The 15,020-nt window shown below is 73.1% G+C and carries 14 protein-coding genes; 8 read left to right on the top strand and 6 right to left on the bottom strand.

What is annotated here, in order from left to right:
* Positions 1-102: 102 nt before the first annotated feature.
* The 3 genes from ACIOJE_RS28225 to ACIOJE_RS28215 all read right to left on the bottom strand — a co-directional run bounded on the left by ACIOJE_RS28225 (position 103) and on the right by ACIOJE_RS28215 (position 3,934).
* Positions 103-1,446 carry a phosphoribosyltransferase family protein gene (locus ACIOJE_RS28225; RefSeq protein WP_400779836.1) on the bottom strand — a complete coding sequence of 448 codons (1,344 nt, stop codon included), beginning with the start codon at positions 1,444-1,446 and terminating at the stop codon, positions 103-105.
* Positions 1,447-1,670: 224 nt separating this feature from the next.
* Positions 1,671-3,371 carry an acyl-CoA dehydrogenase family protein gene (locus tag ACIOJE_RS28220; RefSeq protein WP_400779834.1) on the bottom strand — a complete coding sequence of 567 codons (1,701 nt, stop codon included), beginning with the start codon at positions 3,369-3,371 and terminating at the stop codon, positions 1,671-1,673.
* Positions 3,371-3,934, bottom strand: a complete 564-nt coding sequence (locus tag ACIOJE_RS28215) for a PadR family transcriptional regulator (RefSeq protein ID WP_400779832.1) — start codon at positions 3,932-3,934, stop codon at positions 3,371-3,373. The genes ACIOJE_RS28220 and ACIOJE_RS28215 overlap by 1 nt, the downstream gene beginning before the upstream one ends.
* A 187-nt stretch (positions 3,935-4,121) precedes the next feature.
* Between ACIOJE_RS28215 and ACIOJE_RS28210 the strand changes: the two genes are divergently transcribed.
* Positions 4,122-4,592, top strand: a complete 471-nt coding sequence (locus ACIOJE_RS28210) for an SPW repeat protein (protein ID WP_280681015.1) — start codon at positions 4,122-4,124, stop codon at positions 4,590-4,592.
* Between the two features lie 123 nt (positions 4,593-4,715).
* Here ACIOJE_RS28210 and ACIOJE_RS28205 read toward each other — a convergent pair whose 3' ends face one another.
* Positions 4,716-6,158 carry a class II fumarate hydratase gene (locus ACIOJE_RS28205; protein WP_400779830.1) on the bottom strand — a complete coding sequence of 481 codons (1,443 nt, stop codon included), beginning with the start codon at positions 6,156-6,158 and terminating at the stop codon, positions 4,716-4,718.
* Positions 6,159-6,708: 550 nt separating this feature from the next.
* Between ACIOJE_RS28205 and ACIOJE_RS28200 the strand changes: the two genes are divergently transcribed.
* Positions 6,709-8,541 (top strand): cholesterol oxidase substrate-binding domain-containing protein, encoded by a 1,833-nt coding sequence (locus ACIOJE_RS28200; RefSeq protein WP_400779959.1) that lies wholly within the window; start codon positions 6,709-6,711, stop codon positions 8,539-8,541.
* A 71-nt stretch (positions 8,542-8,612) separates the two neighbouring features.
* On the opposite strand, the gene ACIOJE_RS28195 is transcribed toward ACIOJE_RS28200, so the two are convergent.
* Positions 8,613-9,194 carry an XRE family transcriptional regulator gene (locus ACIOJE_RS28195; RefSeq protein ID WP_280681022.1) on the bottom strand — a complete coding sequence of 194 codons (582 nt, stop codon included), beginning with the start codon at positions 9,192-9,194 and terminating at the stop codon, positions 8,613-8,615.
* 166 nt (positions 9,195-9,360) lie between these two features.
* Here ACIOJE_RS28195 and ACIOJE_RS28190 point away from each other — a divergent pair, with 166 nt between their 5' ends.
* On the top strand, positions 9,361-10,110 hold the full coding sequence (locus tag ACIOJE_RS28190; protein WP_400779828.1) for an AzlC family ABC transporter permease: 750 nt from the start codon (positions 9,361-9,363) through the stop codon (positions 10,108-10,110).
* Positions 10,110-10,418 (top strand): AzlD domain-containing protein, encoded by a 309-nt coding sequence (locus ACIOJE_RS28185; protein ID WP_400779957.1) that lies wholly within the window; start codon positions 10,110-10,112, stop codon positions 10,416-10,418. Before ACIOJE_RS28190 ends, ACIOJE_RS28185 begins: the two co-directional genes overlap by 1 nt.
* Before the next feature lie 121 nt (positions 10,419-10,539).
* On the opposite strand, the gene ACIOJE_RS28180 is transcribed toward ACIOJE_RS28185, so the two are convergent.
* Positions 10,540-11,079: a GNAT family N-acetyltransferase gene (locus tag ACIOJE_RS28180; RefSeq protein WP_400779826.1), complete on the bottom strand. Its 540-nt coding sequence runs from the start codon at positions 11,077-11,079 to the stop codon at positions 10,540-10,542.
* Between the two features lie 106 nt (positions 11,080-11,185).
* On the opposite strand from ACIOJE_RS28180, the gene ACIOJE_RS28175 reads away from it, so the two are divergent.
* The 4 genes from ACIOJE_RS28175 (at position 11,186) to ACIOJE_RS28160 (ending at position 14,730) form a co-directional block, all read left to right on the top strand.
* Positions 11,186-12,364, top strand: a complete 1,179-nt coding sequence (locus ACIOJE_RS28175) for an acyl-CoA dehydrogenase family protein (protein WP_280681030.1) — start codon at positions 11,186-11,188, stop codon at positions 12,362-12,364.
* A gap of 63 nt (positions 12,365-12,427) precedes the next feature.
* Complete coding sequence (locus ACIOJE_RS28170; RefSeq protein WP_400779823.1) at positions 12,428-12,808, top strand: hypothetical protein; 381 nt, start codon at positions 12,428-12,430, stop codon at positions 12,806-12,808.
* A 131-nt stretch (positions 12,809-12,939) separates the two neighbouring features.
* Positions 12,940-13,713: an ATP-grasp domain-containing protein gene (locus tag ACIOJE_RS28165; protein ID WP_400779955.1), complete on the top strand. Its 774-nt coding sequence runs from the start codon at positions 12,940-12,942 to the stop codon at positions 13,711-13,713.
* 126 nt (positions 13,714-13,839) lie between these two features.
* Positions 13,840-14,730 (top strand): alkaline phosphatase family protein, encoded by an 891-nt coding sequence (locus ACIOJE_RS28160; protein ID WP_400779821.1) that lies wholly within the window; start codon positions 13,840-13,842, stop codon positions 14,728-14,730.
* Positions 14,731-15,020 lie beyond the last annotated feature (290 nt).

Below are 15,020 nucleotides of genomic sequence, written 5' to 3'. Positions count from 1 at the left end.
GGTGGGCTGGGCAACAGGTCGGGATTTCACTGTTCAATGTGTACAAGCTGATCAGGAAATGCCCCGTTCGGCTGCGCAAAATGTGCTGCCGATCGAGGTGATTCATGAGGTCGGCGGCGCCGGGTCCGCGCCGGCCCCGGGCGGGGCGAGATGGCGCCGGAACCAGTCTCCGGCGAGCTCGGCCACCTGGTCCAACGTGCCCGGCTCCTCGAACAGATGGCCCGCGTGCGGCACCACCACCAGCTCGCTCTCGCAGTGCAGCCGGGCCAGGGCCCGCCGGTTGAGGTCGATCACGGTGCCGTCGAGGGCGCCGACCACGAGCAGCGTCGGGGCCAGCACCCGGCCCAGGACGTCCGGCCCGGCGAGGTCGGGGCGCCCGCCGCGCGAGACCACCGCGCCGACGGCGGGCCCGAGCGCTGCGGCGGTGTGCAGCGCGGCGGCGGCGCCGGTGCTGGCGCCGAACAGGCCGAGCGGCAGGCCCCGGGTCTCGTCCAGCGCGCTCAGCCGCTCGGCGACGGCGGTCAGCCGGTCGCCGAGCAGGCCCACGTCGAACACCTTGCGGCGGTCCGGCTCCTCGGCCTCGGTGAGCAGGTCGAACAGCAGCGTGGCCAGCCCGGAGTGGTTCAGGTGCCGGGCGACGTGGCGGTTGCGCGGGCTGCGCCGGCCGCTGCCGCTGCCGTGCGCGAAGACGACGATGCCGCGCGCGGCGGCCGGGACGGTCAGCCGGCCGGCCAGGCGCACGCCGACGGCGGGCAGGACCAGCTCGCGGTCCACGCCGACGGGCCCGGGCGCCCGCCCGTCCAGGGCCTCGGCGAGCAGCCGCAGGACCTCCTCGTCGCCGGTCTGCGCGAAGTCGCCGTAGAACTCGCCGATCGCGAAGAACGGGGACGGCGTGCCGACGCAGACGAACTCGTCGGCGACCCCGGCCAGGCGGTCCGTCCAGTCCCCGGGGGCCACCGGGACGGCGAGCACCACCCGGGCCGCGCCCCGGGCCCGGACGATCCGGCAGGCGGCGTGGGCGGTGGAGCCGGTCGCGACGCCGTCGTCCACCACGATCACCGTGCGGCCGCGAAGGTCGGTGGGCGGGCGGCCGCCCCGGTAGCGGCGGGCCCGGCGCTCCAACTCGGCGCGCTCGCGCCGCTCGACCTCGGCCAGCTGGTCGTCGCCGATCCCGGCGAGCCGGATGACCTGCTCGTTCAGCACCCGGACGCCGTCCTCGCCGATCGCCCCCATGCCCAGCTCGGGCTGGAAGGGCACGCCGAGCTTGCGGATCACGCAGATGTCCAGCGGTGCGCCGAGCGCCGTCGCGACCTCGGCGGCCACCGGCACCCCGCCCCTGGGCAGGGCCACCACCACGGTGTCGGGGCCGCCCAGGTGGGCCAGGCGGGCGGCCAGCCGCCGGCCCGCGTCGGTGCGGTCGGTGAAGTGGGTCCCGGTGACGTGCATGACGCGGCCTCCGTGTTCCACCGTACGTCGGGGCGGCGCCGGGCGCGGGCACCGGCGGGCGCGGGCCCGGCCCGGTGCGGCCCGGTGCGGCCCGGTGCGAGACGGGGCAGGCACGCGGGAACGGCCGAGCACGCACCGGGCACAGCCGGCCCCGGCCGGACACAGACCGGGGGTGCCGGTCCGCCGACCGGCACCCCCGGGGTCCTTCCGCGGCCGACGGGCCGCTACGGCTGCATCTCGTACGCGCCCGACAGCTCCTCGACCCGGGCCCACACCGCGGCCGCCCGCTCGGCGTTCGCGACCGGCCGGCGCACGTTCGCCAGCGCCCAGGTGGCCTGCTGCTCGGTGGTCGAGGCCTTGCCGTGCAGCTCGGTGGCGTGCGCGGAGAAGTCGCGGACCAGCGCGTCGAAGATCTGGTCCAGGACGTCCTCGTCCACGCCGGTCAGCTCCGCCTGCTCCAGCACCAGCTGGCCGTAGACGATCAGCGCGAACAGCTGGCCGATCTCCAGCAGGAAGTCCAGGTCCGCCTGCTGCTCCTTGCTCGGCGCGTGGCTGAGAAGCAACTCGCAGAAGCCGTCGGCCTGTTCGCGGAAGCGGGCGACGTTCGGCAGCTGCGCGTGCCGGTCGTAGGCGGCACGCCAGTCGTGGAAGCGGATCGCGCCGAGGCCGCGGGCCGGGCCCTGGCGGAACAGGAAGGCGTCGTCGGCCGCGTCCAGCCGGGTCGGCACCGGAGCGTAGTCGGCCGGGGCGAACAGGTAGTTGCCCATGAACTTGAGGATCAGCGCCAGGTTGACGTGGACGGTGCCCTCCAGCTTCGGCAGGCCGCGGATGTCCTTCGCCGCCTTGTCGAAGTAGGTGTCCGCCTCGAAGCCCTTGGCCGCGATGACGTCCCACATCAGGTCGATGACCTTCTCGCCCTCGGTGGTGACCTTCATCTTGGTCATCGGGTTGAACAGCAGGTACCGGCGGTCCTCGGGGGAGGCGGTGCGGAAGTAGTCCACGGCCCGCGCGCTGAACAGCTTCATCGCCACCAGGCGGGCGTACGCGTCGGTCAACTCCCGCCGCACGTGTGGGAAGTCGGTGACCTTCCGGCCGTACAGCACCCGGTTGTGGGCGTGCGTGACGGCCTCGTACATCGCGTGCTCGCAGATGCCGACCGAGGCCGTGCAGAGGTTGAACTTGCCGACGTTGACGGTGTTCAGCGCGGCGTCGAAGGCGGCCTGCCCGGTGTGCAGCACGTCCTCGGCGCGCACCGGGTAGCCCTCCAGCCGGAACTCGCTGACGTACATCTGGGCGTTCACCACGTTCTTGACCAGGTGGTACGCCTCGTGCCGGCTGTCGGCGGCGAAGAAGACGTAGCCCTCCGGGCCCTCGACGTCGGAGCGGCGGCCGAACACCGAGACCAAGCCGGCCACGTTGCCGTTGCCGATGTAGTACTTGGAGCCGGTCGCGGTGAAGCCGCCCTCGCCGTCCGGAGTGAGGATCATGTCGGTGGAGTAGATGTCGGCGCCGTGGGTGCGCTCGGAGAGCCCGAACGCCATCACGTGGCCCTCCCCCAGAAGCCGTGCGGCGCGGGCCCGGAGGGCCTCGTTGCGGCTCTGCCAGACCGGCCCGAGGCCGAGGATGGTGACCTGCCAGGTGTACCAGTAGCCGAGGCCGTAGAAGCCCAGGATCTCGTTCAGCTCGGCGATCCGGGAGGTGTCCCAGCGCTTGTCGGGGTCGGCCGCCGACGGGGTCAGGAACTCCGCGAACAGGCCCTCCTTGGCGGCGAACTCCAGGAAGTCGGCGTACCAGGTGCGGTCGACGTAGGTGTCGATCAGCGCCTTCTTGCCGCGCGACTCGAACCAGTCCACGGTCGCGCGCAGCAGCCGGCGGGTCGGCTCGTCGAACTGCGCGGGGTCGTACGTACGCGGGTTGAAGAGCATCACGGGCTCCCGGGGGTCGAGGGTGTGGAGAGGCGGTGCAGGGTGGCGAGCACGTCGTCGAGCCAGGCGAGGGTCATCCGCTCGTACTCGATGCCGCCGCGCAGCACCACGTGCTGGAGCTCCTGGCGGGCGTCGAGCGCGGCGGGGTCGGGGAAGTCGCGCTGCTCCCCGTGCAGGTAGCGGGCGAGCAGGGCCGCGTGGCTCTCGCGGTGCCGTTCGACCTCGGAGACCAGCGCGGCCGGGTCGTCGAAGGCGGCGGCGCGGATCTTGACCGCGAGCTCGTGCCGGACGGACTCCGGCTCGACCGGTTCGCGCAGCCAGCCGGCGAGCGCGGCCCGTCCGGCGACGGCCGCCGAGTAGACCTTCTTGTCCGGTCGGCCGTCCTGGGCGACCTCCTCGGCGGCGACCCAGCCGTCGGCCTCCATCCGCCGCAGCACCCGGTAGATCTGCTGGTGGGTGGCGGTCCAGAAGCGGCCGATGGAGCGGTCGAAGCGCCGGGCCAGCTCGTAGCCGGAGCCCGGCTGCTCCAGCAGTGAGACGAGGATCGCGTGCTCCAGTGCCATGACCGGCATCCTCCTATGCAACGAATTGCATAAGCAATGGGACATCGGAGTGGTGAGACGCAGGTCACCGGCGTGATCGGATGGTTATCGATCATTTAGGACAAAAAGTCGCACATTGTTATAGAAGGGCCAGAATGGATAGAGGGCCACGCGCCCTCCATGTTCCGGACCATAGGAGGTGGTATCGGTGTCTACCCAGATTCCGATGGGCATGGAGCATCACCCGGACATCGTCGAACTCCGGGAGCACTACGAGCGGATCACCTCGACCCCGCGCGCCCAGGGCGTGGAGGCCCTGGCCGTGCTGGCCGGCCTCTTCCTGGCGGCATCGCCCTGGATCGTCGGCTTCAGCACCTTCAGCACCCTGACCGTGACCTGCCTGATCGTGGGCCTGGCCTACTGCCTGCTGATGGCGGGTTACGGGTCGGCCTACGAGCGCACGCACGCGCGGGCCTGGGCGGCCACCGTGCTCGGCCTCTGGACGATCATCTCTCCTTGGGCCGTCTCCGGATCGGTCGCGCACGGCAAGAACATCGTCACCTGCGTCATCCTCGGTGCCGTGATGTTCCTGCTCGGTCTCGCGGCGATCTCCATGGCCACGATCACGGCGAACGGAGCATCGATGCGGCGCGGCCGGGCCGGCCGGGCCAAGGGCTGACACTGCCGACAGCCCGCGTCCGGGGCGCGGAGGGCCCAACGGCCGCCCTCCGCGCCCCGGCGTACGTTCCTCAGGGTGCCGCGGGCCTCGCCGCGGCCGTCACGGGTGGCTTCGCCGTGGCCGTCACGGGCGGGTCATCCGCAGGACGTCCAGGGCCTCGTCGAGCTGCTCCCGGGTGAGCCTGCCCTGCTCCACGTAACCGCGCTCCAGCACGACCTGGCGGATCGTCTTCCGTTCGGCCAGCGCCTGCTTGGCGACCTTCGCGGCCTCCTCGTAGCCGATGTACCGGTTCAACGGCGTGACCACCGAGGGTGAGGACTCCGCGTACTCCCGGGCGCGTTCGACGTTGGCGGTGATGCCGTCCACCGTCCGGTCCGCCAGCAGCCGGGCGCTGCTGGCGAGCAGCCGCACCGACTCCAGCACGTTGCGGGCGAGCACCGGGAGCATCACGTTCAGCTCGAAATTGCCGCTCGCACCGGCCAGCGTCACCGTCGCGTCGTTGCCGACCACCTGGGCCGCGACCATCAGCACCACCTCGGGCAGCACCGGGTTCACCTTGCCCGGCATGATCGACGAACCGGGCTGCAGATCCGGCAGGTTGATCTCGCCGAGGCCGGTGCGCGGGCCGGATCCCATCCACCGCAGATCGTTCGCGATCTTCGTGAACCCGACCGCCACCGTCCGCAGTTGGCCGCTCAGCTCGACCAGGGCGTCGCGGGCGCCCTGCGCCTCGAAGTGGTTCCGCGCCTCGGTCAGTGGCAGGCCGGTGGTGCGGGCCACCTCCTCGATGACCGCCGCCGGGAAGCCGGGCGGGGTGTTGATCCCGGTGCCCACCGCCGTACCGCCGAGCGGCAGTTCGGCGACCCGGGGGAGCGTCGCCAGCAGCCGCTCGCGCCCGTGCCGCACCTGCGCCGCGTAGCCGCCGAACTCCTGGCCCAGGGTGACCGGTGTGGCGTCCATCAGGTGCGTCCGGCCCGACTTGACCACCTGCGCGAACTCGGCGGCCTTGCGCTCCAGCGCCGCCGCCAGGTGCTCCAGTGCCGGGATCAGGTCCTGCGTCACGGCGGCGGTGGCGGCGATGTGGATCGAGGACGGAAAGACGTCGTTGGACGACTGGCTGGCGTTCACGTGGTCGTTCGGGTGGACCGGACGGCCCAGCCGCTCGGTGGCCAACGTGGCGATCACCTCGTTGGTGTTCATGTTGGACGAGGTGCCGGAACCGGTCTGGAACACGTCCACCGGGAACTCGCCGTCCCAGCGCCCCTCGGCGACCTCCTCGGCCGCCGCCGCGATCGCCGCCGCCGTCTCCTCGTCCAGGACGCCGAGACGGGCGTTCACCCGGGCCGCCGCCGCCTTGATCCGGGCCAGCGCGGCGATGTGCGCGCGCTCCAGCCGCTGGCCGGACACCGGGAAGTTCTCCACCGCCCGCTGCGTCTGCGCCTGCCACTTCGCGGCGGCCGGCACCCGGACCTCGCCCATCGAGTCGTGCTCGATGCGGTACTGCTGCGGGTCCCCCTGCGGGTTCGCCTGCGGGTCCCCCTGCGGCTTCTCCTGCTCGTCGCCCATGTCGCGCTGCACCTCCTGAACGGGCCGGTACGGCCCCGAGTGGTCTTCGATCACCACAGCCGCGCGCGGGCCCCGGGTATTTCCGACCCACCCCGCCTCCGGGCATGAGGTGGAAAAGATCGACTCATGTGGTGGTCCGCGTGCTGGACAAGGCCTCCGGCGGTGGTGGACGGGAGAGGCCGGGACGGTGACATGGTCACTCGAACGGATGAATAACTGCGTGGATCGCTTCAAACTGCCGTGCGCCGCTCCATACGCTCCTGCCCGGGCCGGGCACGCACCGGCCCACCCGGAGTGCTGCTGCTCGGCGTTGCCGCCGTTCGGTTTCGCCGCCGTTCGGCCCGGGTGACCAGCGACAGGGGGCGGACGCATGACGACGACAGGACAGGGCATGACCGGGGGCGGGGACGACGGCGGGGAGCAGGACCGGGGGAGTGGCCGGGGCGGAGGCCTGGGGAGCGGGCAGGGTGGTGGCCGGGGCGGCGGGCAGGGCGGTGGCCGGGGGAGCGGGCAGGGTGGTGGCCGGGGCGGCGGGCTCACCCGGCGGCAGATGCTCGGCGCGTCGGCCGCCCTGGGCGGCGCGGCCTGGCTGTTGCGCGGCACCGTCGGCCCGGACAGCGCCGAGGCCGCCACCCCGGTGCCGCCCGGTCTGCCCGCCGGCACCGAGCTGTACCAGCGGGTCTTCCAGAACTGGTCCGGCGAGATCCGCACCGACCAGCTGTGGACCTGCGCGCCCCGCACCCCCGAGGAGGTCCCGGTCCTCGCCGACTGGGCGCACGCCAACGGCTGGCGCCTGCGCGCCACCGGCTACCGGCACACCTGGGCGCCGCTCACCGTCGCCAACGGGACCCCGGACAGCGCCCGCGTCCTGCTCGTGGACACCGGCCGCCACCTCACCGCGATCACCGCCGACTCGCCGACCACCGTCCGGGTCCAGACCGGCGCCACCATGGAGGACCTGCTCGCCCACCTGGCCGGCCGGGGACTCGGCCTGACCGCCTGCCCGGCGCCCGGCGAACTCACCGTCGGCGGGGTGCTCGCCATCGGCGGCCACGGCACCGCCGTCCCCGCCGCCGGCGAACTCCGGCCGGACGGGCACGGCTACGGCTCGGTCAGCAACCAGGTCGTCCGGCTCACCGCCGTCGTCCTCGACCCGGCCACCGGCCGCTACACGCTGCGCACCTTCGACCGCGCCGAGGCCGACAGCGCCGCCTTCCTGGTGCACCTGGGCCGGGCGTTCCTCACCGAGGTCGTCCTGCGGGCCGGCGCCGACCGGCCGCTGCGCTGCGTCAGCCGCCTCGACATCCCGGCGAGTGAACTGTTCGCCCGCCCCGGCAGCGCAGGCGCCGGCGGAGGCTCCGGGGGCGGGCTGCTCGGTGGCCTGCTCGGCGGTGGCGGCCCGCGCACCCTCGCCGAGTTCGTCGAGCGCGACGGCCGAGCCGAGGCGATCTGGTTCGCCTACACCGAGTACCCCTGGCTGAAGACCTGGAGCGTCACCCCGGCCAAGCCGCTCGCCTCCCGGGCCGTCGACCAGCCCTACAACTACCCGTTCTCGGACATCATCCCGGAACCGGTCGCCCGGCTCGCCGGCCAAATCATCGCCGGTGCCTGGGGATCGGCCCCGCTGTTCGGCCAACTCCAGTACCTGATCGCCAAGGTGGCACTCACCGGCGACCTCACGGACGTCCTCCTCTCCGGCGGACTGCTCCGCGACCTGCTCAGCGGCGACCTGCTCACCCACCTGCTCGCCGGCGGCCTGCGCTCCGACCTCTGGGGACCCTCACGCACCCTGCTGCAGTACGTCCGACCCACCACCCTGAGGGTCACCGCCAACGGCTACGCCGTTCTCGCCAAGCGCGCCGACCTGCAGTGGGTGGTCAGCGAATTCGCCGCCTACTACCGGAAGTTGCTCGCCGACTACCAGGCCCGGGGGGAGTTCCCGGTGAACGGCGCGGTGGAGATCCGGGTCACCGGTGTGGACGACCCGACCTCTTCCGGAGTCCCGGGTGCGCGGCCGCCGCTGCTGTCCGCGCTGCGCCCGCGGGCGGACCGTCCGGAGTGGGACACCGCGGTCTGGCTCGACGTCCTGTCCTTCCCCGGCACCCCGGGGCTGGAGCGCTTCGCCCGCGACCTGGAGCAGTGGCTGCTGCGCACCTTCGACGGCACCCGGGCGGGCCTGCGGGTCGAGTGGTCCAAGGGCTGGGCGTACACCGCCGACGCGGCTTGGTCCGACCCGGACGTGCTCGGCCGGGTCATCCCCGCGAGCCTGCGTGACGGCGACGGCAGCGGCCCGGGCTGGGACGAGGCGATCGCCGTCCTGGACCGGAACGACCCGCACCGGGTGTTCGGAAACCCCTTCCTGGACGGGCTGTTGAAGCAGTGAAGCGCATGCGACCGGGTTCTGACGATCAGTCGAATGCGTTCTGCCGGATGTGGTCTGCCGGATGTGCTCTGTCAGATGTGCTCCATCACGATCACCGCGAGGGTGTCCGCCGCCAGCGCGCGGAAGATGTGCGGGGCGTCGCCCGGGTAACTCACGTAGTCGCCCGGGCCCAGCTCGACCGGGTCCTCCGTCGGCCCGACCAGTGCCCGGCCCGCGCCGATCATCACGTGCTCGACGGTGCCGGGCATGTGGGGGTCGGACGCCCGGGTCTCGCCCGGCTGCGCCTCGATCCGGTAGATGTCGCGCCGGGCGTTCGGCGGGCAGGAAGACAGGACGGTCGCCGCGTAGTCGGCGCGCGCGGAGTGGGTCACCGGGCCCTCGCCGGCCCGGATCACCTTGACCATCGGGCGCGGCGGGTCGACCAGGCGGCTGAACGGCACGTTCAGTGCGACGCCGAGCGCCCAGAGCGTCTCGACGCTGGGGTTTCCCGCGCCCGACTCCAGTTGGGAGAGCGTCGACTTGGCGATGCCCGCGCGCCGGGCCAGTTCGGCCATGGACAGCCCGCAGCGTTCGCGCTCACGCCGGATGGAGGCCGCGATCAGGCCGATCAGCTCCACGTCGGAACCCGTGGTCGGGGTGGTCCGGTCACTCATGCTCGCCACTCACGCATTCTTCTGGCTCCTACTCCGGCTCCCGGTACGGCTGGTGCCGTTCATGCTGCCACCGGCGACGTCGGCTGCCCGCATCCTCGCGCGTTCGCCGTGTCGGTCCATTCGTTCGCCTTGACGAACCGTGGGCGACGGGTTCACTCTAATGGACATGCGTTCGCTATTTCGAACACTGGAGCGTGCCACCCTCCGTGACATCGCTCTCGTCTGCCTGGCCGACGCGCTCGTCGGCGCCTCCTTCGGCGCGATCAGCGTTGCCGGGGGGCTGCCCCTGTGGGTGCCGGTCGCCCTCTCCATCCTCGTCTTCGCAGGCGGCTCGCAGTTCGCGGCCGTCGGTGTGGTGCTGTCCGGCGGCGGTGTGCTCGCCGCCGTCGCCACCGGGCTGGTGCTCAACGCCCGGCTGCTGCCCTTCGGCTTCACCGTGGCCGACGCGCTCGACGGCCCATGGTGGCGGCGGCTGTTCGGCGCTCAGCTGATCACCGACGAGACCGCCGCGTTCGTCCTGCGGCAGGACACCGGGCGGCGGCGCCGGGCCGCGTTCTGGCTCTGCGGGCTCGCGCTGTTCGTGGTGTGGAACGTCTCGGTGCTGCTCGGGGCCCTGGCCGGCGGGCTGATCGGCGACACGGACGCGCTGGGCCTGGACGCGGCCTTCCCGGCCGTACTGCTCGCGCTCGTGCTGCCCTCGCTCGCGGACCGGCGCACCCGTACCGCGGCCGTGGTCGGCGCCGTCGTCGCGGTCGCGGCCACGCCGTTCGTCCCGGCGGGGCTGCCCGTCCTGCTCGCCCTCGTCGGGCTGCTGTTCGCCGGGCGGCCGGGGGTGGGGATGTCGGAAGGGGCGTCGGGGTCGGAGTCGGCCGGACGGCCGGGCGTCGTGGTGGTCGAGCGGGAGGAAGTCCGATGATGCCGCTGTACGCCGTGCTGTTGCTGGCCGGTGGGACGTACGCCTTCCGCCTGGCCGGGCCGCTGCTCGGTCGCCGGCTCGCCCTCTCGGAGCGCCTGCGGCGTCTGCTCGCCGTCGCCGCGGCCGTCCTGTTGGTCGCCCTGATCGCCACCGGCGCCCTCACCCAGGGCCACGGCTTCGCCGGTTGGGCCCGCCCGGCGGGTGTCCTGGTCGCCGGTGTGCTCGCGCTACGGCGCGCGCCGTTCCCGCTGGTGGTCGTCGCGGGCGCGGCGACGACGGCGCTGCTGCGGCTGTGCGGGGTGGGGTGAGGGCGACGGCGAACAGGTGACAGATGACAGATGACAACTTTCAGCGAACAGATAACAGATTTCGAAATCTGTTATCTGTTCGCTGTTCGCCGCCGTCCGTCACCCGGAAGCCGTCGCGCCGTCAGCCGCCCAGCGCCTTGAAGAAGATCGTCGTCGGGTGCGGGACCCCCGCCGGGTCGGTCGCGTAGTCCGGCACCGAGCCGACCCGGGTCCACCCGGCGGCCTCGTACAGGCGCTCGGCCGGGCTGTCCGTCTCGGTGTCCAGCACCAGCAACCGCAGCCCCAACCCGGCCGCCTGCTCCTCCAGCGCCGTCAGCAGGCGCCCCGCCAGCCGGTGCCCGCGATCCGCCGGGTGCACCATCAGCTTGGCGACCTCCCCCCGGTGCCGGCCGTTCGCAGTCGTCGCCGGGCGCAGTTGGACCGTCCCGGCGAGCCGCCCGTCGGCCTGTGCCCGGACCGTCCACAGCAGCAGCCGCTCGGCCGCGACCTCCGGCGCGAGCGCTCGCCACCACGCGGTGGCCTCGTCCTGCCCCAGCGGCGCGAGGAAGCCGAGCGAGGCGCCGCCGTCGACGGTGTCCACCAGCAGCCCGGCCAGTTCCTCCGCCGCGCCGTGCAACTCCTCCGCCGTCACCAGCCCGACCGCGTACCCGTCGCCGCCCATGTCGTCTTCCTCACTCGCTCGCCCACGCCCGCCGCTCGGCCGGGTGCGGAATACTCGCCGGTACTCCGCCGCGACCGGTATCCCGCCGAGACTACAAGGAGCTTCGATGACGAAGCCGACCCGGATCGACCCGTCCGACCTGCTCGCCGTCGGCGACCTCCTCTCCGACGAGGAGCGGCTGATCCGCGACACCGTCCGGAGGTTCACCGAGGAGCGGATCCGCCCGCACATCGGCGACTGGTTCGAGCGCGGGGTCTTCCCGGTCCGCGAGCTCGCCCCCGAGCTGGGCGCCCTCGGCGTGCTCGGCATGCACCTCGACGGCTACGGCTGCGCTGGCGCCGACGCGGTGGCGTACGGGGTCGCCTGCATGGAGCTGGAAGCGGCCGACTCCGGGCTGCGCAGCTTCGTCTCCGTGCAGGGCTCGCTCGCGATGCGTTCGATCCATGCCTTCGGCTCCGAGGAGCAGAAGCTGCGCTGGCTGCCCGGCATGGCCGCCGGCGAGCTGATCGGCTGCTTCGGCCTCACCGAGCCGGACTTCGGCTCGGACCCGGCCAACATGCGGACCCGGGCGGTGCGCAAGGGCGGCGACTGGGTGCTCTCCGGCAGCAAGATGTGGATCACCAACGGCAGCATCGCCGACGTCGCCGTCGTCTGGGCGCAGACCGAGGAGGGCGTCCGCGGCTTCCTGGTCGAGCGCGGCACCCGCGGCCTGACCGCCACCGACGTGCACGGCAAGCTCTCCCTGCGCGCCTCCGTCACCAGCGAACTCGCCTTCGACGAGGTGGTGCTGCCCGCCGACGCCGTCCTGCCGGGCGTCACCGGCCTGCGCGGACCGCTCTCCTCCCTCAACGAGGCCCGCTACGGCATCCTCTGGGGCACCGTCGGCGCCGCCCGCGACTGCTACACCGCCGCCCTCGACTACGCGAAGAGCCGGATCCAGTTCGACCGCCCGATCGCCGGTTTCCAGCTCACCCAGCACAAGCTCGTCGAGATGATGCTGGAGGTCGAGAAGGCCTACCTGGTCGCCCTGCGGATCGGCCGGCTCAAGGAGCAGGGCGCGGCCCGCCCGCCGCACATCAGCTTCGGCAAGCTCAACAACGTCCGCACCGCGCTGGAGATCGCCCGCAGTGCCCGGACCGTCCTCGGCGCCAACGGCATCACCACCGAGTACCCGGTGCTGCGGCACGCCAACAACCTGGAGTCGGTGCTCACCTACGAGGGCACCAGCGAGATCCACACCCTGGTCCTGGGCGAGGCCATCACCGGCGAGTCCGCGTACCGCTGACGGCCCGTCCACCTCGGGAAATCCGGTGGCCGGGCCCGCGGCGGCCCGGCTACCGTCCCGACCATGAACAGTCGGCCCGCCACGCCCAGCACCGCCCCGACCACCACCCTCTGGCGCCCCACCGGCCCCGAGGAGCTGGCCCTGGTCGAGGCGTCCGGCTGGCGCGCCTGGCCGCCCAGGCTGCCTGAGCAGCTGATCTTCTACCCCGTCCTCACCGAGGACTACGCGATCCGCATCGCCCGCGACTGGAACGTCCCCGCCTCCGGCGTCGGCTACGTGACCAGCTTCGAGGTCGACACCGCCTTCCTCGCCCGCTACCCCGTGCAGCAGGCCGGCGGCCGGACGATCCTCGAACTCTGGGTCCCGGCAGACGAGTTGCCGGAGTTCAATCGGCACATCGTCGGCCGCATCACGGTCGTCCACGAGTTCCGCCCACAGCCGTGACACGTACAGCCGTGACACGTACAGCTGTGACCCGCCCGGCAGTGACACGGCCGGCCGTGGCCCACCCGGCCGTGACGCCCTCGACCGCGCAGCCCCCGGCGGCGCCGGTGCACGAGGAGCGCGCGGACCGCGTGCTGCTCACCTCCGCCCAGCCGACCAGCACCACCGCCCTGCTCGCCGAGGCCGCCGCCCGGCGCGGCCTCGACACCGCCGTCCTCGACGGCCCCGGCACGGTCGAGCGCCTCGCCGGACGGCGCGTCCACTGGTACGGCGGCCCGCTCGCCGCGGCTCGGATCGCCGGACCGCTCCGCCTCGCCCTGCTCGAACCCGACGACGACTGGCTCACCAGCCTCCCCGAGGAGTTCACCCGGCGACGGATCGAGCTCACCACCCTCGCCGAGGCGTGGACGCTGCGCCACCCGGCGTTCGTCAAGCCGCCCGCCGACAAGTCGCTCCCGCCTGCGGTCTACCCGGACGGCAGCCGCCTGCCGCGCACCGGAGAGCGGATCGGCCCCGACACGCCCGTCCTGGTCAGCGACCCGGTGACCTTCGCCGCCGAGTACCGGCTGTTCGTCCGCGACGGCGAGGTGCTCACCGGCAGCCGCTACGCCCGCTTCGGCCGGCTCGACCCGGCGCCGCTGACCGCCGAGGCCACCGCCTTCGCCCGGCGCCTGCTCGCCGCGGTCGGCGACACCCTGCCCAGCGCCGTCGCCCTGGACGTCGGACCGATCGCCGACCCCTACGACCCGGCCGAGCACTGGGCCGTGGTCGAGGCGAACATGCCGTGGTTCGCGCACTGCTACGCCGCCGACCCGGACCGCGTCCTGGACGTCGTGCTGCGCGCCGCCGGACCGGCCGCCCAACTCGCACAGGTCGACCGCCGGTTCGTCCGTACAGCAGCCTGACACCTGGCGGACACCCCGCGTTCGGTGGGCGGACGCCGGGCGGTACGGCGGGAGGTGAAGCATGGCGCGGTCGGCCGCGCCCTCGACGGGCGCGGCCGGGTGTGTACGACCGAAAGGAACCCCGCCATGTCCACTGCCCAGTGGCCCCGCCCCCGAGTGCTCGTCGTCGGGATCGACGGTGTCCGCCACGACTACCTGGAGCACGTGCCGATGCCGCGCCTCCAGGAGCTCGCCGAGGCCGGGTTCCTGGTGCCGGTGACGGTGGCGGACACCACGCCCACCATGTCCGGGCCGTGCTGGGCCACCATCGTCACCGGCGTCGAGCCCGCCAAGCACGGTGTCTGGGGCAACCACCTCGGCGGCAACCGGCTCGACGTGTTCCCCGACTTCGCCACCCGGCTCGCCCGCGGCGACCGCCGCCGCACCTTCGTCGCGGCCGGCTGGGACCCGCTGATGATCAACGAGTCCGGCGGCCCGCTGTTCCGCGCCCCCGGCCGGCTCTCCTACATGGCCCCGGCCGAGGACACCCCCGAGGCGTGGGAGGCCGTCGACGAGGAGGTCACCCGCGAGGCCGTCCACGTCCTGGGCACCGCGGACCCGGAGGCCTCCTTCGTCTACCTCGGCGCCGTCGACGAGACCGCCCATTTCCTCGGCTGCGGCGACGAGTACCGGGCGGCCATGCGCACCGCCGACGAACGCCTCGGCCGGCTGCTCGACGCCGTCCGCGGCCGCGCCGGCTACGCCGACGAGCAGTGGACCGTCATCGTCGTCACCGACCACGGACACGTCGACGCCGGCGGCCACGGCGGCCGCACCGTCGAGGAGCGCACCGCCTGGGTCGCCTGCGCCGGGCACGACATCCCGGCCGGCCCGCCCACCGGGGAGATCCGTCACCCGGACGTCGCCGCCCAGGTGTACGCCTCCCTGCTGCGCCCCATCGACCCGCACTGGACCCTCGACGGCCGCCCCTTCCCGGTCGCCCGACCGGCCTCTACCGTGGTGCCCGCGGCAGTCTGACCGACGGTCGGAGCGGCGCCGTCCCGGGCCCGACGGAGCCTCAGAAGCTGGGCCGATGCGCCCGGGTGCAGCAGGCCGGGCTGCGCCGGAGCCCGGCTTGAGCGACGCTCGATCGGGGCCCGGACGGCACGTGAGGACGATGCGCCACTCTGGGCTCCCCACCGTGTAGCCCCGAGACCGGGTCGCTGGACATACCTCTGAAGGTGGAGACGCTACCCCGTGGGATGGAGACAAGATCGCGACCTCGTGGTGACGCTCCGGCAGGGTGACGAGGGCCACGATGGATACAA

The sequence above is a fragment of the Kitasatospora sp. NPDC087861 genome (assembly GCF_044742585.1).
Taxonomy (GTDB): Bacteria; Actinomycetota; Actinomycetes; order Streptomycetales; family Streptomycetaceae; genus Kitasatospora.
Note: the sequence above shows the minus strand (reverse complement) of the source record. Positions and strands in the feature narration are given on the sequence as shown.

What these genes read in the sequence shown, in the direction of transcription:
- ACIOJE_RS28225 (WP_400779836.1), bottom strand. Translation starts at nt 1,446, where the DNA reads ATGCACGTCACCGGGACCCACTTCACCGACCGCACCGACGCGGGCCGG.
- ACIOJE_RS28220 (WP_400779834.1), bottom strand. Translation starts at nt 3,371, where the DNA reads ATGCTCTTCAACCCGCGTACGTACGACCCCGCGCAGTTCGACGAGCCG.
- ACIOJE_RS28215 (WP_400779832.1), bottom strand. Translation starts at nt 3,934, where the DNA reads ATGGCACTGGAGCACGCGATCCTCGTCTCACTGCTGGAGCAGCCGGGC.
- ACIOJE_RS28205 (WP_400779830.1), bottom strand. Translation starts at nt 6,158, where the DNA reads ATGGGCGACGAGCAGGAGAAGCCGCAGGGGGACCCGCAGGCGAACCCG.
- ACIOJE_RS28200 (WP_400779959.1), top strand. Translation starts at nt 6,709, where the DNA reads ATGCTCGGCGCGTCGGCCGCCCTGGGCGGCGCGGCCTGGCTGTTGCGC.
- ACIOJE_RS28195 (WP_280681022.1), bottom strand. Translation starts at nt 9,194, where the DNA reads ATGAGTGACCGGACCACCCCGACCACGGGTTCCGACGTGGAGCTGATC.
- ACIOJE_RS28190 (WP_400779828.1), top strand. Translation starts at nt 9,361, where the DNA reads ATGCGTTCGCTATTTCGAACACTGGAGCGTGCCACCCTCCGTGACATC.
- ACIOJE_RS28185 (WP_400779957.1), top strand. Translation starts at nt 10,110, where the DNA reads ATGCCGCTGTACGCCGTGCTGTTGCTGGCCGGTGGGACGTACGCCTTC.
- ACIOJE_RS28180 (WP_400779826.1), bottom strand. Translation starts at nt 11,079, where the DNA reads ATGGGCGGCGACGGGTACGCGGTCGGGCTGGTGACGGCGGAGGAGTTG.
- ACIOJE_RS28175 (WP_280681030.1), top strand. Translation starts at nt 11,186, where the DNA reads ATGACGAAGCCGACCCGGATCGACCCGTCCGACCTGCTCGCCGTCGGC.
- ACIOJE_RS28170 (WP_400779823.1), top strand. Translation starts at nt 12,428, where the DNA reads ATGAACAGTCGGCCCGCCACGCCCAGCACCGCCCCGACCACCACCCTC.
- ACIOJE_RS28160 (WP_400779821.1), top strand. Translation starts at nt 13,840, where the DNA reads ATGTCCACTGCCCAGTGGCCCCGCCCCCGAGTGCTCGTCGTCGGGATC.